At 39.8% G+C, this 24,382-nt stretch carries 25 protein-coding genes; 8 read left to right on the top strand and 17 right to left on the bottom strand.

From position 1 onward, the window contains the following. Positions 1-31 precede the first annotated feature (31 nt). Genes AAU57_RS09770 through AAU57_RS09740 form a run of 7 tightly spaced genes read right to left on the bottom strand, consistent with a single transcriptional unit; the run spans position 32 to position 6,763 of the window. Positions 32-1,090 (bottom strand): M20 family metallo-hydrolase, encoded by a 1,059-nt coding sequence (locus tag AAU57_RS09770; RefSeq protein ID WP_055412735.1) that lies wholly within the window; start codon positions 1,088-1,090, stop codon positions 32-34. Next, positions 1,087-1,863, bottom strand: a complete 777-nt coding sequence (argB, locus tag AAU57_RS09765; RefSeq protein ID WP_055412734.1) for an acetylglutamate kinase — start codon at positions 1,861-1,863, stop codon at positions 1,087-1,089. The genes AAU57_RS09770 and argB overlap by 4 nt, the downstream gene beginning before the upstream one ends. A gap of 32 nt (positions 1,864-1,895) precedes the next feature. Next, positions 1,896-2,834 (bottom strand): N-acetylornithine carbamoyltransferase, encoded by a 939-nt coding sequence (locus AAU57_RS09760; protein WP_055412733.1) that lies wholly within the window; start codon positions 2,832-2,834, stop codon positions 1,896-1,898. Further along, positions 2,831-3,970 carry an aspartate aminotransferase family protein gene (locus AAU57_RS09755; protein ID WP_055412732.1) on the bottom strand — a complete coding sequence of 380 codons (1,140 nt, stop codon included), beginning with the start codon at positions 3,968-3,970 and terminating at the stop codon, positions 2,831-2,833. The genes AAU57_RS09760 and AAU57_RS09755 overlap by 4 nt, the downstream gene beginning before the upstream one ends. Beyond that, positions 3,970-4,947, bottom strand: coding sequence for an N-acetyl-gamma-glutamyl-phosphate reductase (gene argC, locus AAU57_RS09750; protein ID WP_055412731.1), 978 nt, complete (start codon positions 4,945-4,947; stop codon positions 3,970-3,972). The genes AAU57_RS09755 and argC overlap by 1 nt, the downstream gene beginning before the upstream one ends. Further along, a complete protein-coding gene (locus tag AAU57_RS09745; RefSeq protein ID WP_055412730.1) occupies positions 4,944-6,131 on the bottom strand; it encodes an argininosuccinate synthase in 1,188 nt (395 codons plus the stop codon). Before AAU57_RS09745 ends, argC begins: the two co-directional genes overlap by 4 nt. Continuing rightward, positions 6,128-6,763: a GNAT family N-acetyltransferase gene (locus AAU57_RS09740; RefSeq protein WP_055412729.1), complete on the bottom strand. Its 636-nt coding sequence runs from the start codon at positions 6,761-6,763 to the stop codon at positions 6,128-6,130. Before AAU57_RS09740 ends, AAU57_RS09745 begins: the two co-directional genes overlap by 4 nt. A 476-nt stretch (positions 6,764-7,239) precedes the next feature. On the opposite strand from AAU57_RS09740, the gene AAU57_RS09735 reads away from it, so the two are divergent. Further along, entirely contained in the window at positions 7,240-8,391 is a 1,152-nt protein-coding gene (locus AAU57_RS09735) for a PAS domain-containing sensor histidine kinase (RefSeq protein ID WP_055412728.1), read from the top strand. 45 nt (positions 8,392-8,436) lie between these two features. Here AAU57_RS09735 and AAU57_RS09730 read toward each other — a convergent pair whose 3' ends face one another. Then, positions 8,437-8,862, bottom strand: a complete 426-nt coding sequence (locus tag AAU57_RS09730; RefSeq protein ID WP_055412727.1) for a PepSY-like domain-containing protein — start codon at positions 8,860-8,862, stop codon at positions 8,437-8,439. 291 nt (positions 8,863-9,153) lie between these two features. On the opposite strand from AAU57_RS09730, the gene AAU57_RS09725 reads away from it, so the two are divergent. Continuing rightward, positions 9,154-10,374 (top strand): GAF domain-containing sensor histidine kinase, encoded by a 1,221-nt coding sequence (locus tag AAU57_RS09725; protein ID WP_055412726.1) that lies wholly within the window; start codon positions 9,154-9,156, stop codon positions 10,372-10,374. Between the two features lie 6 nt (positions 10,375-10,380). Here the strand turns inward: AAU57_RS09725 and AAU57_RS09720 are convergent, their stop codons facing one another. Together AAU57_RS09720 and AAU57_RS09715 are read right to left on the bottom strand one after the other, a co-directional pair. Next, positions 10,381-11,397 (bottom strand): hypothetical protein, encoded by a 1,017-nt coding sequence (locus AAU57_RS09720; protein WP_156340287.1) that lies wholly within the window; start codon positions 11,395-11,397, stop codon positions 10,381-10,383. A gap of 73 nt (positions 11,398-11,470) precedes the next feature. Further along, positions 11,471-12,523, bottom strand: a complete 1,053-nt coding sequence (locus AAU57_RS09715) for an NAD(P)-dependent alcohol dehydrogenase (protein WP_055412724.1) — start codon at positions 12,521-12,523, stop codon at positions 11,471-11,473. 165 nt (positions 12,524-12,688) lie between these two features. Here AAU57_RS09715 and AAU57_RS09710 point away from each other — a divergent pair, with 165 nt between their 5' ends. Continuing rightward, a complete protein-coding gene (locus AAU57_RS09710) occupies positions 12,689-13,036 on the top strand; it encodes a DoxX family protein (protein ID WP_055412723.1) in 348 nt (115 codons plus the stop codon). On the opposite strand, the gene AAU57_RS09705 is transcribed toward AAU57_RS09710, so the two are convergent. From AAU57_RS09705 to AAU57_RS09695, 3 genes are all read right to left on the bottom strand, one after another. Continuing rightward, positions 13,033-13,425, bottom strand: a complete 393-nt coding sequence (locus AAU57_RS09705; protein ID WP_055412722.1) for a DoxX family protein — start codon at positions 13,423-13,425, stop codon at positions 13,033-13,035. The genes AAU57_RS09710 and AAU57_RS09705 overlap by 4 nt on opposite strands. 122 nt (positions 13,426-13,547) lie before the next feature. Then, entirely contained in the window at positions 13,548-14,234 is a 687-nt protein-coding gene (locus AAU57_RS09700; protein WP_055412721.1) for an OmpA family protein, read from the bottom strand. Positions 14,235-14,275: 41 nt separating this feature from the next. Then, complete coding sequence (locus AAU57_RS09695; RefSeq protein WP_055412720.1) at positions 14,276-14,758, bottom strand: lipocalin family protein; 483 nt, start codon at positions 14,756-14,758, stop codon at positions 14,276-14,278. A gap of 163 nt (positions 14,759-14,921) precedes the next feature. On the opposite strand from AAU57_RS09695, the gene AAU57_RS09690 reads away from it, so the two are divergent. The 5 genes from AAU57_RS09690 (at position 14,922) to AAU57_RS09670 (ending at position 20,054) form a co-directional block, all read left to right on the top strand. After that, positions 14,922-15,842, top strand: coding sequence for a hypothetical protein (locus tag AAU57_RS09690; RefSeq protein ID WP_055412719.1), 921 nt, complete (start codon positions 14,922-14,924; stop codon positions 15,840-15,842). Beyond that, positions 15,839-16,396: a mechanosensitive ion channel domain-containing protein gene (locus tag AAU57_RS09685; RefSeq protein WP_055412718.1), complete on the top strand. Its 558-nt coding sequence runs from the start codon at positions 15,839-15,841 to the stop codon at positions 16,394-16,396. The genes AAU57_RS09690 and AAU57_RS09685 overlap by 4 nt, the downstream gene beginning before the upstream one ends. Positions 16,397-16,405: 9 nt before the next feature. Next, on the top strand, positions 16,406-16,729 hold the full coding sequence (locus AAU57_RS09680; protein ID WP_055412717.1) for a translation initiation factor: 324 nt from the start codon (positions 16,406-16,408) through the stop codon (positions 16,727-16,729). Between the two features lie 106 nt (positions 16,730-16,835). After that, on the top strand, positions 16,836-18,065 hold the full coding sequence (locus AAU57_RS09675; protein WP_316931651.1) for an MFS transporter: 1,230 nt from the start codon (positions 16,836-16,838) through the stop codon (positions 18,063-18,065). Between the two features lie 156 nt (positions 18,066-18,221). Further along, positions 18,222-20,054: an ABC transporter ATP-binding protein gene (locus AAU57_RS09670; RefSeq protein ID WP_055412715.1), complete on the top strand. Its 1,833-nt coding sequence runs from the start codon at positions 18,222-18,224 to the stop codon at positions 20,052-20,054. 146 nt (positions 20,055-20,200) lie between these two features. Here AAU57_RS09670 and AAU57_RS09665 read toward each other — a convergent pair whose 3' ends face one another. The 4 genes from AAU57_RS09665 to AAU57_RS09650 all read right to left on the bottom strand — a co-directional run bounded on the left by AAU57_RS09665 (position 20,201) and on the right by AAU57_RS09650 (position 24,381). After that, the gene (locus AAU57_RS09665; protein WP_055412714.1) at positions 20,201-21,400 is read right to left on the bottom strand and encodes a glutamate-5-semialdehyde dehydrogenase; all 1,200 of its coding nucleotides are present in this window, start codon (positions 21,398-21,400) and stop codon (positions 20,201-20,203) included. 27 nt (positions 21,401-21,427) lie between these two features. Beyond that, entirely contained in the window at positions 21,428-22,240 is an 813-nt protein-coding gene (gene proB / locus AAU57_RS09660; protein ID WP_055412713.1) for a glutamate 5-kinase, read from the bottom strand. Between the two features lie 2 nt (positions 22,241-22,242). Beyond that, positions 22,243-23,043, bottom strand: coding sequence for a pyrroline-5-carboxylate reductase (gene proC / locus AAU57_RS09655; protein WP_055412712.1), 801 nt, complete (start codon positions 23,041-23,043; stop codon positions 22,243-22,245). A gap of 348 nt (positions 23,044-23,391) precedes the next feature. After that, a complete protein-coding gene (locus AAU57_RS09650; RefSeq protein ID WP_055412711.1) occupies positions 23,392-24,381 on the bottom strand; it encodes an RES domain-containing protein in 990 nt (329 codons plus the stop codon). Position 24,382: the final 1 nt, after the last annotated feature.

Here is a 24,382-nt window from a genome sequence, read left to right as displayed (position 1 = left end):
AATCCTCTAATTCCTATTTCCTAATTCTAGTTTACAATATCTTCTCTAAGATCTGCTTGTAGATTTCAATACCTTCCACGATTTCAGAGACGTAAATAAATTCATCTGCTGTGTGTGATCGCTGGCTTAAACCTGGACCCAACTTAACGGATGGACAGGTTAAAACTGCTTGATCTGATAAGGTAGGCGATCCATAGGTTTCCCTACCTATCGCAAGTCCAGCTTTTACAATATCGTGATCCATAGGAATGCTGGAAGAGTTAAGTTTCAACCCGCGAGGCTTGATGCTGTCGCAAGGTGATTCCTTTTGAAGCAAATCGGCTATTTCCTTATTGCTGTAGGCATCGTTGACTCTAACATCTATAACCAGATCCACTTGGGATGGCACGGCGTTGTGTTGCTGTCCGGCCTTGATCTGTGTAACGGTCATCTTGACATCTCCCAAAGCCTTGCTGCCTTTCTCAAACTTGTAATTCTTGAACCACTCCAACACCTTGATACAGTTGTAAATTGCATTGTCACTATTGGGATGCGCCGCATGGCTAGCAGTTCCCTTGACAATAGCGTCAAAAACCACCAGACCTTTTTCGGCTACCGCAAGGTGCATTTGGGTAGGTTCGCCCACAATGGCTACATCGATTTTAGGAATCACCGGAATCATACTGACCAAACCCTTATCACCACTGCTCTCTTCTTCGGCGCTGGCGACGATGACTAAATTGTATTTCAGGTTTTTTTTGTCATAAAAATGGACGAAAGTCGCCAGTAAACTCACCAAACAACCGCCGGCATCATTGCTGCCCAAACCATACAACTTATCATCTTCTATAGTTGCAGTAAAAGGATCTCTCGTGTACGCTTTATTGGGCTTGACCGTATCGTGATGCGAGTTGAGCAATATCGTGGGTTTGCTCTCGTCAAAATACTTATTGATCGCCCAGACGTTATAATCCGTTTGCTTGACTTCTACGCCATGAGCCTCAAGCCAGTTGGAAATATGGCGAGCCGTTTGATCTTCCTCACTAGAGAACGACGGCGTTTGGATCAATTCCTTGAGTAATTCGATCGCATCTGTAGTTAATGAGCTCATAGAGTTAGAGTTGTGTGGTTATTATCTGTACTTGTAATCATCGAGGCCAGTCCTATATGAACGCTGGAAACCTCATTTTGAAGGGCTCTAAAACTGTTCTCCATCTTGGGCAACATGCCATCTGCAATGACCTTTTCAGATTTTAATTTTTCGTAATGGTTTTGGTCAATACTCTGGATCAAACTGCTAGGATCGTTGATGTCTCTTAAAACCCCTTGTTTTTCAAAGCAGTAGTAAAGCTGAGTGGTGTACGCTTTCGCGAAAGCGGAACATACGTCAGCCGAAACGGTATCTGCATTGGTATTGAGTAATTGACCAGCACCATCGTGCGTGATCGCGCAAAAAACGGGCGTGATGCCATGATCCAACAACAGCTGTATGAAATATACGTTCACCGTTTTGGGATCGCCCACATGACCAAAATCAATAGGTTGTTTGTCCCGTATTTTTGATAAAATGCTATTGCCATCAGCACCGGTCAAGCCTAAAGCGTTGCAGCCTAGACCTTGTAATCGCGCCACCAGATTCTTATTAATTTTACCGGCATAAGCCATGGTAATGATGTCCAACGTGGCATCGTCTGTAATGCGACGACCGTCGATTTGCTGCACTGGAACATCCAAATCCCGAGCCATCGAACTGGCCAAATTACCACCACCATGAATCAAAATCTTAGGCTCCTTGATCGCTGCAAAATCCTCCAAAAATGAACTAATAGCCGTTGGGTCATCAATCAGCTTACCTCCTATTTTTATGACTTTTAGTGTATTCATTTTTAAAACTTTGCATTTGTCTACCTAATCAATTACTTTATGTTTTCTAAAAGTGTCTTCAGAACCGCCTGCGCCGCATAAATTCGGTTTCCAGCCTGCTGGATCACTACCGATTGATCACTGTCCAGTACCGCATCTTCTACCACAACATTGCGTCGTACCGGCAAACAGTGCATGAAAATCGCATGGCCTAATTTTTTTTTGGTCATCATCCAATGGCTATCTGTATTGGTGACCTGGCCATAATCATCAAAACTGCTCCAGTTCTTCACATAAACCACATCGGCATCCTTGAGCGCTTCCTGCTGATTGTGATTGATGGTGATGCCGTTGGTGATTTCAGGATCGAGGTCGTAACCTACTGGATTGGTAATCACGAAATCTACATCACACAGCTTCATGGATTTCACAAAACTATTGGCCACGGCATGTGGCAACGCACGTGGATGTGGTGCCCAAGACAACACGACTTTGGGACGTTTTTTTGTGACTGTTTCTTTGATCGTTACGGCATCCGTCAATCCTTGTAATGGATGCGACAAGGCACTTTCCATATTCACAATGGGTACTCCAGCATATTTGATAAAAGCATTCATGACTTTCTCAGTAGCATCTGCTGCCTTGTCTTTTAAGCCTGCAAAGGCACGGACGGCAATAATATCAGCATACTGTGCAATGACCTGGGTCGCTTCCTTGATATGTTCTGCAGTGTCGAGGTTCATGACGGTACCATCACCAAATTCAAGATTCCAGGAGTCAGATACATTCAAAACCATTACATCCATACCTAGGTTGCGTGCCGCCTTCTCAGTACTCAATCGAGTTCTCAAACTGTTGTTGAAAAACACCAAGGCGATCGTTTTTCGCTTTCCTAATTCTTCAAAAGCAAACGGATCTTTCTTAAGTTGTAAAGCCAGATCTACCGTAGCGTCAAAGTTCTCCAGGCTATCTAAATTGCTGTAATGTTTCATTGAACTGCTGTTTTCAAAGCGGTCTTAAGCGCGTCGACAAAAGTGTCTATGTGTGATTTTTGAACCGTTAAGGATGGTAAGATCCTTATCAGATTAGGGTTTTTGGAATTTCCAGTAAAGATGTGATGATTAAGAATCAGGTCTTTACGCAAATCTGCAATAGGGAAATCAAACTCTAATCCCAGCATCAATCCACGTCCTTTGACCCTTTTGATCGCAGGAATATCCTTGATCTGATCCAGAAAATAAGCCGACATATCAGTAGCGGCCTGCATCAATTGCTCTTTCTCAATGATATCCAGTACCGCATTGACCGCGGCACAAGCGAGATGATTCCCGCCAAAGGTCGTTCCCAACATTCCAAAGCTAGCCTTGATGTCGTGATGGATCAATACGCCACCTACGGGAAAACCATTGCCCATACCTTTGGCAATCGGTATCAGGTCTGGCGTCCAGTCGTGTTTCTGAAAGGCAAAGAAATCACCGGTCCTACCAAATCCAGATTGAACTTCATCTGCAATGATAAGGCAATGATGCTTTCGCGAAAGCGAATATATTTCATGAAAAAAGCTCCTATCAGCTTCATCAAGTCCACCAACACCTTGAATGGTCTCTACAATGATCGCGCAGACGTCGCCGGTTTCCAAGGCTTTCTGTACCGCAGCCAAATCACCCAACTCACAAAAGATAACTTCCTGCTGGGCATTGAGCGGCGCGACGATCTTAGGATTATCCGTCGCAGCAACAGCAGCCGATGTGCGGCCGTGAAAACTGTTTTTAAAAGCAATAATCTTGTGCTTTCCCGTAGCAAACGAGGCTACTTTAAGTGCGTTCTCATTAGCCTCTGCGCCAGAATTGCACAGAAACAGATCATAATCGCCACAGCCTGAAAGTCTAGCGAGTTTTTCGGCCATTTCTTCCTGTAACGGATTCTGGATCGAATTGCTATAAAAGGCAATTTTACTAAGTTGGTCTGAAAGACGCGCAACATATTCTGGATGTGAATGACCTACTGAAATTACAGCGTGGCCGCCGTATAAATCCAGGTATTCCACATCGTTCTCGTCGTAAATAAAAACATCCTGCGCTCGAACCGGTGTGACATCAAACAGCGGATAAACATTAAATAATCCCATTAGAAATAGCTGGCTTTAAATTCAAGACCCAAGGTTTCTTCAAGTCCATAAATCAAGTTCATGTTATGTACCGCTTGTCCAGAGGCACCTTTTAATAAATTGTCAATCGTGCTGGTGATGAGTAATTGATCACCGTGCTTTTCTAAATGAATCAAACAATTATTAGTATTCACAACCTGTTTCATATGGATAGGCCGCTCACTGATGTGTGTAAAGGTCGCGTGCTTATAAAAATTGAGGTAAATAGATTGCGCCTCACTCAAATCACCTTCAAATTGGGTATAAACCGTTGCAAATATTCCTCTCGAGAAATTACCACGATTGGGAATAAAGTGAATCACTTTATCAAAGTCATGTTGTAATTGAGCTATGGATTGATTGATCTCACCTAAGTGTTGATGGTTAAAAGCTTTGTAGTGACTAAAATTGTTATCACGCCATACAAAACTGGTCGTATCTGACAGGCTCGCGCCAGCACCAGTTGCTCCAGTCACTGCATTCACGTGAATATCTGCATGGATTAATCCATGAGCGGCCAATGGTAAAATGGCCTGCTGGATCGCTGTGGCAAAGCAACCCGGATTTGCAATGTGATCTGCCTTTTCAATTTGTTCCCGATTCAATTCAGGTAAGCCGTAAACGAATTGTTTACCTTGAAAATGAGCATCTGCATTGAGCCTAAAATCATTACTTAAATCAATGATTTTAGTGTGGTCAGCAAAATGATTCTCTTCTAAAAATCTACTGCTGTTGCCGTGCCCTAGGCAAAGAAAGAGAACATCTACCTCTTTGTTTATTTGATCTGTGAACTTGAGGTCGGTCACGCCATAGAGGTCCTGATGGATATCACTAACTGGCTGTCCGGCTTTGGAAGTGGTAAAGACAAAATCTATTTCTGCCGCAGGATGGTTTAGTAGGATTCTGATCAACTCACCAGCAGTGAAGCCACTACCTCCTATAATTCCAGCTTTGATCATGAGTCCTTGTTTACGTGTTGGTAAATCTTTTGTGCGTTGCTGTAGATCTTGATAAAACCTTTGGCATCGTCTGCCGTCCAGGCCTTATTTTCTTCACCGTACGTACCAAAACCGGCATTCATCAAATCAAATGGAGATTCAATACCGTCCAATAAGAACTGATATGGTTTCAACGTAACAAAGACTTTTCCCGTGACGCTTTTTTGACTGCTTTGAAGAAAGGATTCAATATTGCGCATCACTGGATCGAGATACAAGCCTTCATGCAAATGCATCCCATAGAAACTCGATAGGTACTCTTTATGCTGCAACTGCCATTTGCTAAGCGTATGCTTTTCCAATAAATGATGAGCCTTGACAAGGATCAAGGATGCTGCAGCTTCAAAGCCTACACGACCTTTAATCCCTACGATAGTGTCGCCCACGTGAATGTCGCGACCTATGGCATAAATAGACGCCATATCATTCAGTTTCTCGATCAGTTTGTGCGATTCATCTTTGCCTCCATCAATAGAAGTCAGCTCACCATTTGTAAAACCTAATTCTATTTGTTTAGGTTCTTTGGCTTCCAACTGCGATGGATAAGCATTTTCGGGTAAGGATTTGCTGGAAGTCAAGGTCTCTGCACCACCAACGCTGGTTCCCCATAATCCTTTGTTGACTGAATATTGGGATTTTTCCCAATTCATGTCAATACCATTGGATTTTAGGTATTCAATCTCTTCCTGACGTGAGAGTTTTTTATCTCTGATAGGTGTGATAATTTCAATATCTGGTGCAAAAGTTTGAAAGATCATGTCAAATCGTACCTGATCATTTCCTGCACCTGTGCTACCGTGAGCGATAGCCGTCGCTCCTATCTCGTTTGCATAATTGATGATTTCCAACGCTTGAATAATTCGCTCAGAACTTACTGATAACGGATAGGTGTTATTTTTTAAGACATTACCAAAAATGAGATACTTCACGATTTTTTCGTAAAAAGTCTGGATTGCATCAATGTTTTGATACGTAGAAACACCCATTTTATAAGCGTTGCTTTCTATATGTTCAATTTCGGTTTTAGTGAAACCGCCTGTATTGACGCTTACGGCATGTACCTCATACCCTAGATCTTTGGATAGATGGACGGCGCAGTATGAAGTATCAAGACCGCCACTATATGCTAGAACTAATTTTTTCATTTGGATGGATCTTTTGGCTCTTCTTTTTTAAAGAGTATTGATTTTTTAATGTTTTGCAAGCGCTCGTGCAGCTTTTTGGAAACCACTTTCTTTTCTGGTTCTTTGACTTTTTTATTGGGGTCATAGAGCATCCCTGTACACAGGCACATCTTACGGTTGGTTCTGGTAAGAACGTCAAAGTTTTTGCAGGTTTGGCAGCCATTCCAGAAAGCTTCGTCTGTTGTTAGTTCTGAAAAAGTAACTGGTTGGTAACCCAATTCATAATTAATTTTCATGACGGCTAGTCCTGTGGTGATTCCAAAGATTTTGGCATCCGGAAATTTGGTTCTGGAAAGTTCAAAGACTTTTTCCTTGATCTTTTTGGCATAACCTAAACCACGATAATCATGATGTACGATCAAACCAGAGTTAGCCACATATTTACCGTGATCCCAGCGTTCTATATAACAAAAGCCCACGAACTTATCGCCATCTGTGGCGATAATGGCGTTCCCGTTGTCCATTTTGGTTTTGATATATTCTGGAGTGCGCTTTGCAATTCCCGTATCGCGCTCTACGGCAGATTTATTAATGGTCTCACAGATAATATCTGCAAACTTGTAATGTGAGGTGTCGGCAATTCCTATATTCATTGCGAGCGGTTTAAAATGAGTAAAAAATGGTAGTTTTTAGTTGCGGAAACGGACTCACCTGATTCCAATGTCGATGTAGCCCTTACGGGCGACGACGGTACCATAACGATGTCCTGCAAAAAGGAATGGCTAAGGTTTGTAAATAAAAAGAAGAAGGTTGATTCAAAATAATAGGTTTTAAAAAGAGATAACGCGCACAACACTACTAGCAGCTGCGGCGCATTCTGGGAAGGATACCTGTATGTCTATTTTGAAACATAATTTAAAACTACATACTTCTTGAAGATCTTGCAACTTATGGACTTAATTTCTAAAAATTTATCCCTGTAGAGATGGGTAAAATGAGTTCGCTTTCGCGAAAGCGAACCCTAATCGATTTAACAAATTTTTGACTTTTTACGTTGTCCTGCGAATATCATATTTGTAGGATCGTTCCTATATTTGTAGTTAATAAATTCTGATTATCAAGTACATATATGAGTAAACGAAGTGATCATAATACTGAAAGACAGTTACAGTCCATCAAAGGAATCTTTGAGGATCAAAACGCATTGTCTTTCAATGTTTTCCAACACATGCCTATAGGAATTTGCGTGACAGATTCTAATGGTATTTTTACTGATGTGAACGCTACGTACTGCGATATTTACGGTTATACCAAAGATGAATTAATAGGAAACTCCTTTACCTATGTGGTACCAGAAGAGTATCAAGAAAAACTGGTAAGCTATCATGACGAGTTCATGAAAAAGCAATACGAGTTGCAAGGTAGATGGACCGTAAAAAATAAAAATGACGAGAAGTTTGACATCATTGCCAACGCTGCATTTCTAAAAACTGCAGACGACGACAAGCGCAAAATGACGCTTGTGGTAAAGGCTGAAGAACTGGAAGATACCGTCAAGCGACTGGAGACAACTATAGCTATTCTTGAAAGAAAACTGGAAACTCAAGATATCGCCAATAGACTGGCAGAACACGATTTGCGTAATCGATTGAGTTCCATCGTATCTGTAGCTGATATTTTGTCTAAAAGTAAAGTTGACGAAAAGCAGCGCAAGTGGATTGACACCATCAAGCGCATTGGAAAAGACACTTTATTACTGCTATCATCTGCAAGGGATTTTGCTCGCATGGAACGAGGTGAGTTTGAGCCTACCATTACTGAATTTGACCTAGTTACCTCACTGGCCAATGTGACCAAGGATTATATGGAAACCATTGAGCAAAAGGAACTAGAAATCTATATGTTGCAAGATGGTCGAGAGCTTGAACCTAGTACTGACGAGATTCTTGTCAAGGGCGATGAATTTTATCTGGAACATATGTTTCAAAATCTTTTGGGGAACGCCATAGATGCTTCACCTAAAAGAGAAAAAATTACCATTGATATTAAATGTGATGACGAGCTCAAGATATCGTTTTCCAATATGGGAATGATTCCAGAGGAAATCCAGCCGACATTCTTTGAAAAATACACGACCTCAGGAAAAGATCGAGGTACTGGTCTAGGAACTTACATCGCTAGAATGATTGCAGGTTTCCATGGCGGCAATATTTCTTTTATATCTTCTAAAGAACATGGAACTACTCTATTTGTAGTATTGCCTATTGAATGTATTGTTTAAAAAAGAACCACGCTTAAAGCGTGGTTTTTTAATTTGTATTTGATTCTATAATCGCATTCCGTTTTTTCTGTATTCCACTTTATAAGTTGAATCTATGGTCTGGATCTCAAGATCATAGAATATTCCTTTATTGTAATGGTGAACTAAATCTGCACTTACTATTTTTTCAGTTTGGTGGTTTTGATTCACGGCATTTACCACAGCGGCTGGAAGGTTGTCTATGTTGACACTGTATTCTGTTTCCACCCAAAGTCCATTTTGTTGAAAACCTGCTCGCAATCTTTCTCCTTTGCTTTCAAACTGCGCTTCCCATAGTCCATTTTCATCTTTGATCCATTTCGGATTTTCCTGAGTAGGATATTTATTTACAAAAGTGGCAACTACAGATTGTGGCACTTTGGTTTCCTTGGATTCTATACAGCCTACCGCTACCATCAACCACCCTAGGATTAGTATAATTTTGATTTTCATAATCCTTGCATTTTTGGGAAATATAAGATCATAATGCAGATAATCTTGTTTATAAAAATCCAATTGGCTTAGGTTTAGCGATAGCTTAGGGAAGATTCCCTCAATTGTTAAAACGAAATCCTGCTTCGTGTGAAGGGTTTGTTTAACCTCGTTTAAAAGATTCCAATTTCTTAAAAAAACTATAGGAAATGTTAGTATATGATGCTTTCCAAATGATTCTTTGTAAGTTGCGCGGCCTTAATGGGTTGAAGACAACATCAAAACAATAGATAGCTTCCATTTAAAAAACTTATGAAGACTGCTCCAAGACCTTCTAACGAAAAATTGAGACAGCAAGCGCTAGAAAAGTATAAGATTCTAGATAGCTTGCCAGAAGATAGCTATGACGATATCACAAGAATCATTGCGTCCATCTGTGATACACCAATTGCCCTGATATCTTTATTGGATAACGACAGGAATTTCTTCAAATCCAGACATGGAGTTGATTTGTCAGAAGCTCCTAGAGATCTGTCCTTTTGCTCACATACCATTATAAGCGATGATGACATTATGGTGGTCAATGATGCGCGTGAAGATGAACGATTTATAGGAAATCCTTCTATTGAAGAGGAAAATACGGTGTTTTATGCCGGTGTACCACTCATTGACAAAGAAGGCTTTAAGCTGGGAACTCTTTGTGTTTTTGACGGCAAGCCTAGAGAACTGAATAAAACTCAAATGGAGTCTCTAAAAAGCATGGCAAAGCATGTTACCTTATTATTTGAGGAAAGACTTAAAAACTTTGAATTAGAAAGAATACAAGACGAGCTTAAAGTAAAAAATCAGGAACTAAAAGACTTTGCAGGTATTGTCACGCATGATTTGAAAACACCGCTGTCGCATATATCGATGATTTCTCAATTGCTTGCCGCAGACAATAAAGACAAGTTTTCAAAAGATTCCATGGAGTACCTCAAATTGCTTGAAGAAGCAGGATTTAACTTGAGCCGATATATCGATGGGATGCTCCTATTCTATCAAAGTGACGAACTTGTATCTGATGAATTGGATAATGTTAATTTTAAAGAGTTAGTAGAGGACATTATCGCCATGACGGGCAAAGATCCATCGGTTAAAATTTCTTATTCTCCAGCAGAACCTACAATCATTAGATCAAGTAAAGCTGCGTTGCATCAAATACTGCTCAATTTTGTAAACAACAGCATTAAATATGGTGACAAGAAAACGACTAGAGTTTCTTTAGACCTATTTGATCATGAAGATTATTACAGTATATCTGTATCGGATAACGGTCGTGGTATCCCAGAAGATAAAATTGACCATGTATTCAATCTGTTCTATACCGCAGATGATGAAGATCGACACGGTAATAAAGGAACTGGAATAGGTCTCGCTACAGCAAAAAGACTATTGAACCATCTAGATGGTACGTTTGACATCCAGTCTGAAGTGGGCAAAGGAACAAACATTACCATATTTCTACCTAAGTTCCCTAATCTTAACTCCTAACTTAACTTATCCTTGCTTTAATTCGGGTTGATCAGGCATTTGCTGCTTCGTCGGTTTGATGACAAACGGTGTGAACCAATCCCAAGTAATACCTACAGAAAATCTAGTATAATCATCTAGAAAACGATAATTGTAATCGTCACGACCTACAGATAACTGAGCCATAAAACCAAAGTCATTACTAAACGGATAGATCATAAATCTGGATTCTGATCTAAAAGGTGCACTGGATGGATGCGAACCGAAATGGTACATCGCCTGTTCGCTCAACACATATCTAATGTCTTTGAAATAACCGGTATACTCATAGCCCAACTCTATCCTGTGTCTACCATAAATATCAATATCCTCTGGATTGTAACCTCCAAAATCAGCGACTCCCAAGAATTTATTGTGGTATAACTGATATGTAGCCGTGATGGAGTGTATTTGCTCTGGTACGTTTTGAGCATCAAACGTATTTAGTCTATAATTAAAACTTACTCGAGTGAGATTGGTTGAAAAATTACCGGTCTGTCTATTGAGTAATGCGGCAAGATCTGTATCGTCTGTAAACGTATCATAGAGCGCTCTACTTTCTTCAGAATTGTCTTCAAATTCTGTACTAAAAGCGCTGCGAGATTGCCCATTACTGTAGTGACCTGTTTCAATGGCCGCAGTCAGAAAGTTGTCGTTATCTGTTTTGATAATTTTTTGCCAGCCTATCAATAATTTATAGCTAGGTGTCTTTACCGGTTTAGATTCTTCATTGTAGATTCTAAACTCTGGTTGAAAAGCTAAATAAATAGCATCACCATTTGTAATCGTATCCTTATTTAACGCAGATCGTAAATCGTTGTAGATTCCATAATACACGGTTGGCTTGGCTTCCAGAAGTATCTGTTCATAAGGATTATTTCCCAATCCAAGTGATAACTCAGGTCGTACGGATATGGGATAATACTCTTTAAAGGCACTGGTCTTGCTGTCCTGGGCATTGATCAAAAAGCCGACAAGCAATATAAAAATTGAAAAATATCTCATCATTTGTAAATAGTGAAATCGGGTACTGTACATAAAGAGCAGTACCCGATTTTAAAAAATTAAATTATTACAATTAGTTCTTTAATGACTGCATATCGATAACAAAACGATACTTCACATCACCATCTGTCACACGGTCAAAAGCTGTGTTGATTTCATCCATGTTGATCATTTCTACATCACAAACAATGTCATTCTCACCACAAAAATCAAGCATTTCTTGAGTTTCCTTGATACCACCTATTAGAGATCCAGCAATACTCTTGCGACCCATGATGATATTACCACCATTCATTGGTTCTAACGGTTCGATAGCGCCCACCATAACCATCGTAGAGTCTCTTTTAAGTAATTGTAGATAAGGATTGACATCATGTTTCACGGGAACGGTATTCAAGATGAAGTCAAAAGATCCACGGTGTTTTTTCATGGCATCTTCATCCTTAGAAATCAATACACCATCCGCTCCTAGTCTTTTGGCATCTTCTGCTTTTTCTGGTGATGTGGTAATCATGATTGTTTCTGCGCCCATAGCGGCGGCAAATTTGATTCCCATGTGGCCTAAACCACCTAATCCTACAACACCTACCTTATCACCTTCCTTGATGTTCCAATGATTAAGCGGAGAGAATGTAGTAATTCCAGCACATAAAAGTGGCGCCACGGCTTTAGTATCCAGATTAGTAGGTATTTTTAAAACAAAATGTTCTCTCACGGTAACACTTGTAGAATACCCACCATAGGTATGACCGCCTAAATGCTTGTCCTTACCATTATAGGTTCCCACCATTCCTTCTTCACAAAATTGTTCAAGGTCTTCTTCACAAGCGCTACAACTTAAACAAGAATCTACCATACAGCCTACGCCTACTAGGTCACCTTCTTTAAAGTTGGAAACATCAGAACCTACTTCTACTACTTTACCAATGATTTCATGTCCTGGAACCGATGGATACTTTGCATTTCCCCAATCGTTTCTTACGGTATGGATGTCACTATGACACACACCACAATATAGGATATCTATTTTGACGTCATTGGAATTCAAATCACGACGTTCAATCGTCATCTCTTTCAAATCTGCTTTTGAATCCTGTGCGCCGTAAGCTTTTATCTTTGTACTCATTTTTTCGTTTTATAGTTAGCAATAATTTTAAAAGTAACATTCAGTGGTAGAGCAATCGGTTAAGTTGTCGTTAAAGATTACGGGAAACGAAGCGACTATGGCGGATTAGTTTAAGTTTAACAGGAATTTCGCTTTCGCGAAAGCGATAACCCTCAAAAGCAACCTATGTCCGTACTCAGTTTGTTGATCTACTTTAGCGGTATTGCATTTCTGTTTTTTGGAGTCACTTGTTTGGTTACTCCGAGAATGAAGATGGAGTTTACAAGATTTGGCCTCTCAACCCTACAACGTCAAATCACAGGTGTGTTTCAAGTTGCTGGCGCCATAGGCCTTTTAATCTACAGCTACAACCTCACGATTGCTACCGTTGCTGCCGCAGGATTGTCGCTTCTCATGTTCCTAGGATTTATAATAAGAATGCGGATCAAGGATTCTATTTATGATTCCTCGCCCGCATTTATTTTTATGGTGCTCAATGGCATTATCGCCTATAAGCTATGGTTGATCATCTAGATAAAGATGATAAGTATCGATAGTATAAGAAATATCGCCGCTGGCAATGATTTTTTAGGTGGATCACCTACTTTAAAGTGCATGGAGATCGCGCCTGCCATAAGCAAGGCAATACCTGCTGCTCCTATCCATTCTATACTGGGAAATGCATTTGACGGATAGAAAATAGAAATGAGCAATAAGACGGCAAAGAAGCATTTCAAGGTTCCAACGATGATCATCATGTTTTTAGAAAGGCCGTAAACGGCAAATTCTTCCTTCATGCTGCTGGCGTCTTTTGCTCGCCATGGAGTTGCTTTTTTTCTATTGATAAGCCATACATTTAATATGCTTAGGCCTATTCCTAATTTGAGAATGATCTCAAAGACTTCTAGTGCTGTGTATTCCATTTGGTCTGGTATTAATGACTTCTACTAAAGTATTGCAGATGCGCTGACCAACCTCTAAATTAAGTCATAAAAAAACCGCCTTGCGATAAGCAAAGCGGTTATTCAAAAATGAAAGCTGTTTCTTATCCTTTCACTTCTTGTTCTGCATCGCGGCGCATTTCTTCACCAGCGACAATACCTATTTCTACACGACGGTTTTGTGCACGACCTTCGGCAGTATCATTAGTGGCAACAGGATTAGTTTCACCAGAGTAAGTTACAGCCATACGACTGGAAGCGATACCATCTGCTACTAGATAATCACGAACTGCAAAAGCTCTTCTCTTTGAAAGATCCATGTTATATGCGGCTTCACCTTGGCTATCTGTATGACCAGAAACCAAAATTTCTGTACCTGGATAGTCATTCATTACGTTGACCAATTTATCCAAAGTAGCTTTTGAAGATGCGTTTAATGTTGCTTGATTTGTGGCAAAACGTACACCGCTACCTTCATCAAAAGTTACAACGATACCTTCACCTACACGCTCTACTTGCGCTCCAGGGATTTCTTGAGAAATCTCCTGCGCTTGTTTATCCATCTTACGTCCTATTACGTTACCAGCAACACCACCAACTACGGCACCTATCACAGCACCTTCAGTTTGATTATTACCGTCACCTACGTTATTACCTATAATGGCACCTAGGATGGCACCACCAGCAGCACCAATGGCAGTACCACGTTGTTGCTTATTAGTGTTTTGAAGGGATTGACAGCTTACGATTAATAATAATGCTGTCGCTATACTTAAAATTCTAGTTTTCATAAATTCAGTTTAATGTTTGTGATTATTATTAGGGATAATGCTTAGTCTGCTAGCTTTCTAAAGTTCATGTTGACTTTTACCGTCTTTCCGTTGACAAGAACGCTTTGGCTCCAGGTCATGCTAGTTTCTGTTAGGTTGTTGACATTTAATCTAAATCCAGCATCTGTCTCGCTTTTATAGTTGTCACCCGTAGGCTTCAACAATAGATCACCTTCAATAATATCTTCAGATCCAGGAATCACCCATATGAAGTTTCTCGTTCCTGTATTACATTCTGGAGATTCAATTTTATAGCTACCACGGTTGTTGTTAGCGACAAAATACCACTGGCTACCCTCAAAACATTGAGCGCTTACATCTTGAAGCAAAGTAGATTCAAATTGACCATTACCTGTATAGGTTACAGAGTCAATGACCCAGTTCCCACGTACGGTTCTTTCGGTTTGTTTGATTGCATTTTGTGTACCGCCACAACCTACTAATAGAAGTGCTGCAATGGCACTTAAAAGGATATATTTTTTCATTGGTTTAGATTTTGCGACGAAATTAAATGGGTTGCGCGATCACATTTCAAAGATTAACTATGTTTAACTAGCAATCGTTAAAAACCATTAAAATGAAACAAGCCTCTTAATTATAAAATAGCGGCGCCATTGAGTATTCCTATCTTTGCACCAAAATTGAGCTATGAAGACGATTCCATTTTTTCTATCTCTATTACTTTTTGTTTCCTGCAATGCACCTAACTCTGATACAGAATCACCAGTAGCTAATAATGAGCTATCAGCTGCAGTGGTAAATGAAGCTCCTAAAAGAAATTTGAGTCCCGAGTTTAAAGATTACTGGTATGCTGGTGTGGCAGAGATTAGTAATTATGAACTGAAACAAAGTCGCTATGGCGAGATAAGAGACGGTCATGCGGTTCTCATATTTGTTACAGAACCTTTTGATCCCAACGATCAAGTAAAAGCTGATCAAGAACAAGAATCCAATAGATCTGTATTAAAGCTTAATGCCACTAGAGATTTTTATACGGGAATATATCCTTATAAAATCATGAGTAGTACGTTCTTACCATTGGACCTAGAAGGAAACGCAATTAAAGTAGCGACCTCTATTCAAGAATGGTGCGGTCATACCTACATGCAACTTAACAATAGGAACGATAAGTATGAATGTGTCCTCTTTAGTTATTTTCAAAAGGAAGGTAATAAAGAATTTGCAATCGATAATGCCATGCTGGAAAATCAAATTCCCAATCAGTTGCGCGTTGATCCTGAGTTGATGCCTACGGGTAACATCAAAATCATTCCTTCAACGGAATATTTACGGCTTACCCACAATCCCACGGAAGTCCTTAATGCAACTGCAACTTTAGAAAAACAAGACGATCAATTCATGTATTCGGTTGAGTATGAAAATGGAAGAAAGGTTTCATACACTCTTGAAAGCTCGAGTCCTTTTCAAATTCTTTCATGGAGTGAAGAATATCCAGATCGCGGAAACATAGCTACAACGACCGCGACGTTGAAAAAAACCATAAGAACGCCTTACTGGAATCAAAATAGTAATCAATACTCTGTATTAAGAGATAGTCTAGGTTTATGAAAACATTTTTAAATCAACCAGAGGTCATTCCGACGCTCATCATTCTCATAATAGCTTTTTTAATTCATAGGAGTATCATTTGGAGTGCTGGTAAGCTCAGTAAAAAGGTAGAGCGCTCCAAATTGCGCAAACAGTACCTCAATCGTTATGTAGGCTATGTCATCTGGACCATGGCAGTGATTGCTGTCATTCTTGTTTGGAGCCTAAAAAGAGATGGATTTTTGGTTGCACTAGGATCTACCTTTGCCGTAGTAGGTGTCGCTTTATTTGCGAACTGGAGCATCTTAAGCAATGTCACGGCTAGCTTTATACTCTACTTCACCTTTCCCTATAAAATTGGTGATCGAGTACGTATTCACGATAAAGATTTACCAGTAACGGCAGTGATTGAAGACATTAAAGGATTTTACACCATTTTGAGAACGGCAGAAGGCGAGCTCATCACCTATCCCAACAATTTACTATTGCAAAAAGGGGTCAGTATTCTATATAATCGTGAAGAATCTATATTTGATATCGATAAACACGAAGAAACAGATCCTACCGCAAGATAATTTACCACCATGGACCTAAAAGACCAACTTAAAAATCTATTTCCAGAGTACGAAGTACAAGAAGAAGCGCAAGAAGAACAAAGCGACGTTTGGTTGCAGGATGAGCCTTTAGAATGTCGTTTTGAAAAGCGCAAAGGAAAAGTCAATACTATTATTGCGGGATATACTGGTGCGACAGAGGATTTTAAAATACTCGCCAAAGACATCAAAACCACTTTAGGAGTCGGCGGCAGTTTTAAAAACGACACCATCATCGTTCAAGGTGATTACCGTGATCGTATCATGGATATTCTTAAGGAGAAAGGCTTTAAAGTCAAAAGAGTTGGTGGCTAAAACATATCTTTCCTAGGTTCTTTAATTATTTTTTGCTGATCTTGTACCAGATCGACTAAATAACCAACCTATTTTTTCCAAGACCGCAAAATGGCTCAACATTCTATTGCTCATCTTAGCGGGTGAAGCAGTTTTCATTTTGCCCTTTGTTCTGCCCAGAATATTTCGGCCTACGGTGTTGGAAGTCTTTCAATTATCTAATGTGGAACTGGGCGCGCTATTTTCAACCTATGGCGTTGTCGCTTTCTTTTCTTACTTATTTGGAGGTTCCATAGCCGATAAATACCAACCTAAGTACCTCATTAGTGTAGCATTACTTCTTACGGCTGCTGGTGGCTTGGTACTCGCTACCATTCCTGATTTCTGGACCTTGCAATGGCTTTACGGCTATTGGGGTTTCACTACCATATTCTTGTTTTGGGCTGCCATGCTCAAAGCAACCCGTGTTACTGGTGGTAAAAACCGGCAAGGGCTGGCCTTCGGGTTGTTGGATGGTGGTCGTGGACTGGTCGCTGCTGGATTTGGATCCTTGGGAATCTTTGTGTTTACCTTTTTTGTAGTTGATCGGGTAGCCACATCGGTTGAAAATCAAGCGGATTCTTTTCAATACGTTGTGCTAACATTCTCTGCCGTGATTGCCGTGATAGGTGTTCTGGTAGCGATATTTTTAAAATCAACCGCTCGTGCGGAAGAAGTACAAGTCACAAAATGGAAGGAATTGATTACAAACTTCAAAACCGTCATTAAGATCAAAGCGGTATGGTTATTAATGATCATAATCCTTTGTGCCTATGTAGGTTACAAGATCACAGATGTATTTTCACTTTATGCTAACGATGTACTCAAGTATGACGAGGTAGAATCGGCTAAGGTTGGGACCTATCTTCTTTACATCAGACCATTTGTAGGTGTTGGCGTCGGTTTGCTGGCAGACAAGACCAAAACCTCGCTCATGATGATTATCGGGTTTCTCCTTTCCTTACTGGGTTGTGCGCTTTTTGCCAGCGGCATCATCGATGAAGGTTTGGGAACCTTGTTTATCATTTCCATTCTCGTCACGGCTACTGGCGTTTACGCCTTTCGCACACTATATTTTGCGGCATTGCAGGAAGGTCACATACCGCTTATAATGACAGGCACCGCTATAGGGTTAATCTCGTTGGTGGGTTATACACCAGACATTTTTATGGGACCTTTGATAGGTTATTTTTTGGATGGATGGCCTGGCGAGTTGGGCCATCAGTACGTTTTTATCATGTGCGGTGCATTTATGATCATTGGTGCGATTGCCTCTATAGGCTTTTGGAACGTGACTCAAAATACACGATTGCAGTAAAGATTTTTAATGAATTCGCTTTCGCGAAAGCGAACTACATTCAAACATCACTATCAACAAAATTTTCCATCTTACAAAGAACATCTTGGATAACGCCAAGGGTAAAAATTGACAACGATCTTAACCAGCCAATGTTTGTAAAGTATCTTTGCAGACATGGCTAGACCTAAATTACAATCCATTACAGATAAACAGAAAACCTCTGTTTTCTCTCTTGATTCCTTGTCTGCAATCCCACGATTTTTTGGCGAAATCTGGCGCGTAAGCCCCAAACTTTTTACGGTCAATTCCATAGGCAGGCTGCTTACCGCGCTGTCACCAGTGATTACTTTGTGGATAGGGAAAATCATCATTGATGAAATCATCACCCAAATTGCTCTTGAAGAACAAGACCTAACGAGGCTTTGGACTTTTGTAGGTATCGAACTAGGTGTCGTGATTCTGACAGAATTACTCAACAGACTCGTCACACTTACTGATGGTTTGATAGGCGACCTCTACTCCAACGCTTCCTCAGAAAAAATTATACGCAAGACGAATGAACTTTCTCTGGAACAATTGGAAGATCCAGAATTCTATGACAAACTGGAACGTGCCAGACAGCAAACCAATGGTCGTGTAAACTTAATGAGTGACGCGCTAGGACAGGTACAGGCGCTCATTTCCATTGTTTCTTTAATTGCTGCACTTATCTATTTTGAACCTTGGCTAATTGTTCTTTTGATCCTAAGTATTATACCATCGTTTATCAATGAGGCAAAATACAGTTCGCACCGCTATTCTCTCGCACGCAGCTGGACCGCAGAACGTCGTGAGTTGGATTACCTAAGATTTGTAGGTGCCAACAATACCACGGCCAAAGAGGTGAAGCTTTTTGGACTTACCGATTATATCGCGCTGCGATTTAAAAACTTGTCCAACAAGTACTACCACATCAATAAAAACCTGTCGATCAAGCAAAGTATCTACGGCTCCCTTTTCAATATATTGGGAACCTTGTCCTATTATGGTGCTTATGTGTTTATCATTATTGAGGTCATCGCTGGCGTTCTAACTATAGGTGAATTGACCTTCTTATCTGGATCATTCAATAGATTACGCAACAACTTGCAACAGTTTTTTTCACGATTCACCCGCATTTCAGAAAGTGCTTTGTATTTAAGGGATTATTTTGACTTTCTCGATATACCTCTAGAGCAACACACAATCAATCCTGTACCATTACCAGAAGTCATTACCGAAGGATTTGAGCTAAGAAATGTTCAATTTCATTATCCAGGCAGTGACACACCGGTGCTTAAAGGTGTCAGTTTCCATATAAAGGCCGGCGAGAAGATTGCCTTTGTAGGCGAGAATGGTGCTGGTAAAACCACGCTCATCAAGCTAATTTTAAGATTTTACGAGCCTACTAGCGGTGAAATTTTGCTTGACGGCATCAACATCAAGAAATTTTCTAAAGAAGAATACCGGGCAAGATTTGGTGTGATATTTCAGGATTTTTTCAAGTATGAATTTCGCTTACGCGAAAACATAGCCGTAGGAGACATTGCCCAAATCGACAATGATTCCTTGATTACAGACGCAGCAGAGCGCAGCCTCGCCAGTCAGGTCATTGCAGAGATGACAGACGGCATTGACCAGCAACTGGGACGTCGTTTTGCCAAAGGTCAAGAACTAAGTGGTGGACAGTGGCAAAAAGTTGCGCTCGCGAGAGCCTACATGAAAAATGCCGACATCATGGTGCTGGACGAGCCGACCAGCGCACTGGACGCGCAAGCGGAATTTGATGTGTTTGAGCGATTTATAGGGCTTACTAAAGGTAAAACCAGCATCATTATCTCGCACCGATTCTCCACCGTACGCATGGCAGATCGTATTCTGGTATTGAAAAATGGCAAGATTGAAGAAATTGGGACGCATGAAGAACTCATGAATAATCCGCAGACGTATTCCAGATTGTTCAATTTACAAGCTGCTGGGTATCAATAATATTAAATGCATTTCTAAACCGTGATGTGGTTGAATTGCTATTAAAATTGACTGCGCTTTCGTGTCTGTCTGACAGGCAGAAAAGTGAAATAAAAAAAGCTCAGAATCACATCTGAGCTTTTAGTTTACCTAGAATATTTCAAATACTATTCACGAATCTGTCCGGTACCTGAAACATAGTATTTATTGGTAACTAATTGTTTCAATCCTAGTGGCCCGCGGTGATGCAGCTTGTCCGTACTAATGGCAAGCTCTGCACCTACGCCCATTTGTCCACCATCTGTAAATCGTGTAGAGGCGTTATGGTACACCGCTGCACTATCGATTTGCTCCATAAAAGTGGCGGCATCATCCTTATTTTCCGTTAGGATAATGTTGGAATGGCCTCCAGAATAGGTGTTGATGCGTTCGATGGCATCTGCCAATCCATTGACTGTTCCCATGGCTGCTTTTCTAGCTAGAAATTCCTGAAACCAGACATTTTGATCTTCAATCAGATCATTGGTTTCTAAGATGTCGGTAAATTCTTTACTAGCGACAATATGAACCTCTTTATCCGTCAACTCTTTTTCTATCCTGCGACTTACATTTTCAAAATCGGGATGATTTTGATCGATGTAAATTTTGTCAAGAGCATTACAGCCAGAAATTTTATTGGTTTTGGCATTCACGATAACCGGAATTACTTTTTCAATATCTGCGCTTGGTGCGACATAGGCAAAATTATTACCGCGACCACTTACCAGAACGGCGCATTTTGCATGCAATTTGACAAATTCAATAAGTCGTTCACCACCACGTGGTACGATGAGATCTAATGGCTGATCTGGGTTCTTTAAAAACTCCTGAGTAGCTGTGCGATCCATCTTAAGATATTGGATCCAGTCAGTGGAAAGATCATTATCCTTCAAGGCTTGATGCCAACATTTTACAAGTTCTTCATTGCTGTGGTGCGCTTCTTTACCACCTTTGAGTAATATCTTATTATTGGCTTTAAAGGCGAGAACGGCGGCCTCGATGGTGACATCTGGTCGTGATTCATAAATGATCATGATGGTTCCAAAGGGCGCTGTTCTATTGGTGATGTTCAATCCATTTTCCAAGGTGTCATCACTAATCGTTTGCCCAACAGGATCCTGCTGATCTTTAACCTCACGCACGGCACGAATCATGTCCTCTACTTTACTGTCGTCAACAATCAATCGCTCATAAAGCGCCTGATCATCACCGCTAAAAGCCTCTAGATCTTTTTTATTGGCCGCAATGATGTGATCCTTGCGCTGTGCCAATAGCTCCATCATGGACTGTAATACATTATTTTTTATGTCTTCTTTCAATAATTTCATTCTGTTTGTTTCAATTTTTTTTACGCTTTACGCTTCTTCTTCTACTAGGTGGACACGTGTTCCTACATCTTTTCCATTGACAATATCAATGATGCAATCTTCTCGTTTTCCGTTCGCGATGTAGGTTGGAATATTTTTGGCAGCAGTTTGCTTTGCTACGTTTATTTTTGATTTCATTCCGCCACGTCCTTCTCCTTCACTTTTATTGGAAGATTGAATAAACTGCTCTACCGGTTGATTGGTGGTCACGGTTTTAATCAGTCTGGACGATTCATCTGCTGGGTTACCATCATAAACACCATCGATATCAGTCAATAATATCAACATATCTGCCTGTATCAATTCTGCTACTAGGCTGGCAAGTTCGTCGTTGTCTGAAAACATCGACATGGATAGTGAAACGGCATCGTCTTCATTTGCGATGGGTACAATTCCTTGACTCAACAAACCTTCATAGCAATTGATCATGTTGTCACGGTGCTTACCTTCTGCAAAATCACGTTTAGTGGCGAGTACTTGAGCACAACGCATCCCATAATCGTGAAAGATGCTATAGTAATGACGCATCATTCTAGGTTGTCCAACTGCGGAATACACCTGACGTCTGATCGTAATATCTTCAATATCATTATCGTCCAGAACTTCCATTCCTGCAATGACAGATCCTGAAGAAATCAATACCGTAATGATATCTTCCTCATACAATCGGGCAATTTGATCCACCAATTTTTTTAAAATAGGTCTCACAATTCGATTGTCTTTATTGGTCATCACATTAGTTCCGACTTTTACGACAACTCTCTTTTTATGTCTCTTTCTTGCTTTATCTAAGTCTAACATATCTATTTTCCTAATTCAACAGCTCTATTAAAGGCAGCATACGCCGCTTCCTGAATTAAATCCTGCACATTATTATCATCCATGGAGTCCAATGCAGCTCTTGTGGTTCCACCTTTTGAGGCCACACGATTCATCCAGGATTCTGGACTCAAATCTGATTGATTGAAAAGCTCTACGGCTCCTTCAAAAGTCTGACTTACCAGAACTTTTGAGTCATGATCAGAAAAGCCCATTTTTTTTGCGGCTTCCATCATGGATTGCATAAAATAAAACACATAAGCTGGACCGCTACCAGAAATTCCTGTAGAAGCGTCAATGTCATTTTCAGTATCTAAATACACGGACTTTCCTGTGGTATCCAATAATTTCTGGACGGTTGAAAGCTCCAATCTAGAAACTTCGCTAGATGCTGTAAATGAAGTCAATCCTTTACCTACCTGTGCCGGTAGGTTAGGCATGGCACGTACGACCTTGACAATGCCTAAACCATCCTGAATAGTTTTTATGGTTACACCAGCCATGATAGAAACAATGACTTGGTCTTTTTTGGTCAATGGTTTTAACTCTGCTAGCAATTCACCAGCGTGGTAAGGCTTAACGGCTAAGAAGATAATATCTGCAGATGGTAAACAATCGGCTAGATTGGTGTACACATCAAACCGACTTTCTTTCTTGAGTTCTATGGTTTTTTCAGGACTGGTGTCTGAAATCATCAGGTTGTCCTTACTTAGGTATTCAGATTTTATGAGTGCCTTTGCATATGCAAGTCCCATATTTCCTGCTCCTATTACAAGTACTTTCATTAGGTAACTTTAATGGTTATTAGTTACCTGTAAAGCTGCAAGCACCATGCGATGGTGCCATATGAAACTTATAATTTGAAATAACTCAAAGTTATCAGTTTAAAAACCTTAAAGTCAGTGCTTTATAAAATAAATGATTGATAAGATCGCTTCCGCGAAATACTGCCAGATCGGCACCAAAAGATATAAAACTGAATTACTGGCAGGTTTTTAATCGAATAATGTTTGTATTAAAGTAACAGTTATTCGATTAATAAAGATAAAAAGAGTAAAATCAAAGATCTATGTATTAAAGATTCTAAATCACATCGTTGTATCTATTGATCATCTATTCAATTAAAAATTATTTTACCGTTGTAGATCGTCAGAAATGGCGACGTTAAAATTCCATCCAAAATCGTTAGTAAGAGCACCTTCAAAATCTTTAAGGAAAAAACTCCTATAATCTGCATCATTCTCGTCTAAGTATCTCCAATAAACCTTACTATTCTTTACTTCACCAAATTTGGTCAGAGTAATATTTAATTGATCTTTAGAAGGTTTAATGTTATTTAATTCAACAATATAAAACCTCTCAATAAACATTCTATTATCAACAAAATTTGGACTAATTGCTAGGTTAACACCTTTGCGATTAGTTTGATTACTCGGGTACAATAAGATATCAGTAGCATATTCATGTGGAGCGTTCATAGCTCTATTTGCAAAAAACGCTGTAACTTCATAATTATCTGAATCTAAAAATGTAGAGTGAAGAAATTTCAGATACACTGATAGTCCTTTCTTCTGATCATCAGTGAGTTTATTTTCAAAATTTTTATCTAATTCACTAATTTCATTTTCGGGTATAGAACTAAAGTTATTGTTGGTATTCATTTTTGAATGAAGGAAAGTTTGAAAAACAATATTCTCATTCAAGTTATGAGTATTCCATTTTGAAATACAAAATTTAATTCCTTTAAATTGAGTATTTCTAACCACTTCAAGTAATGCAGTTAATGGATTGTTGGAACAATAAAAAACTGGTTTTCCATTATAATTGCATCTATTTAATGAAGCAAATTTTATGGGTGGATAGCTGTGCTCACAGAACCTATTTATATCTATGAAAGATTGAAGCGGACGTACTCTAAATATTGGTAAAGAAAAATCAGAAAGGGAAATTGACCTTTTAATGTCAGGAATCATTTCAAATTCACTAAAAATAATCTGTTCAATTTTTTTTCTATATAATTCAATATCATCGTTTGGGCTATAAATAGGCCAAATTGTTTCTCGTAATTTTTTTACAGAAGCTAAAGACTGTTTTTCCGTTGGAAATGACCTTAAATCTTCCAAG

This window comes from Nonlabens sp. YIK11 (genome assembly GCF_001413925.1).
GTDB lineage: Bacteria > Bacteroidota > Bacteroidia > Flavobacteriales > Flavobacteriaceae > Nonlabens.
This window is presented reverse-complemented; position numbering and strand designations above follow the sequence as displayed.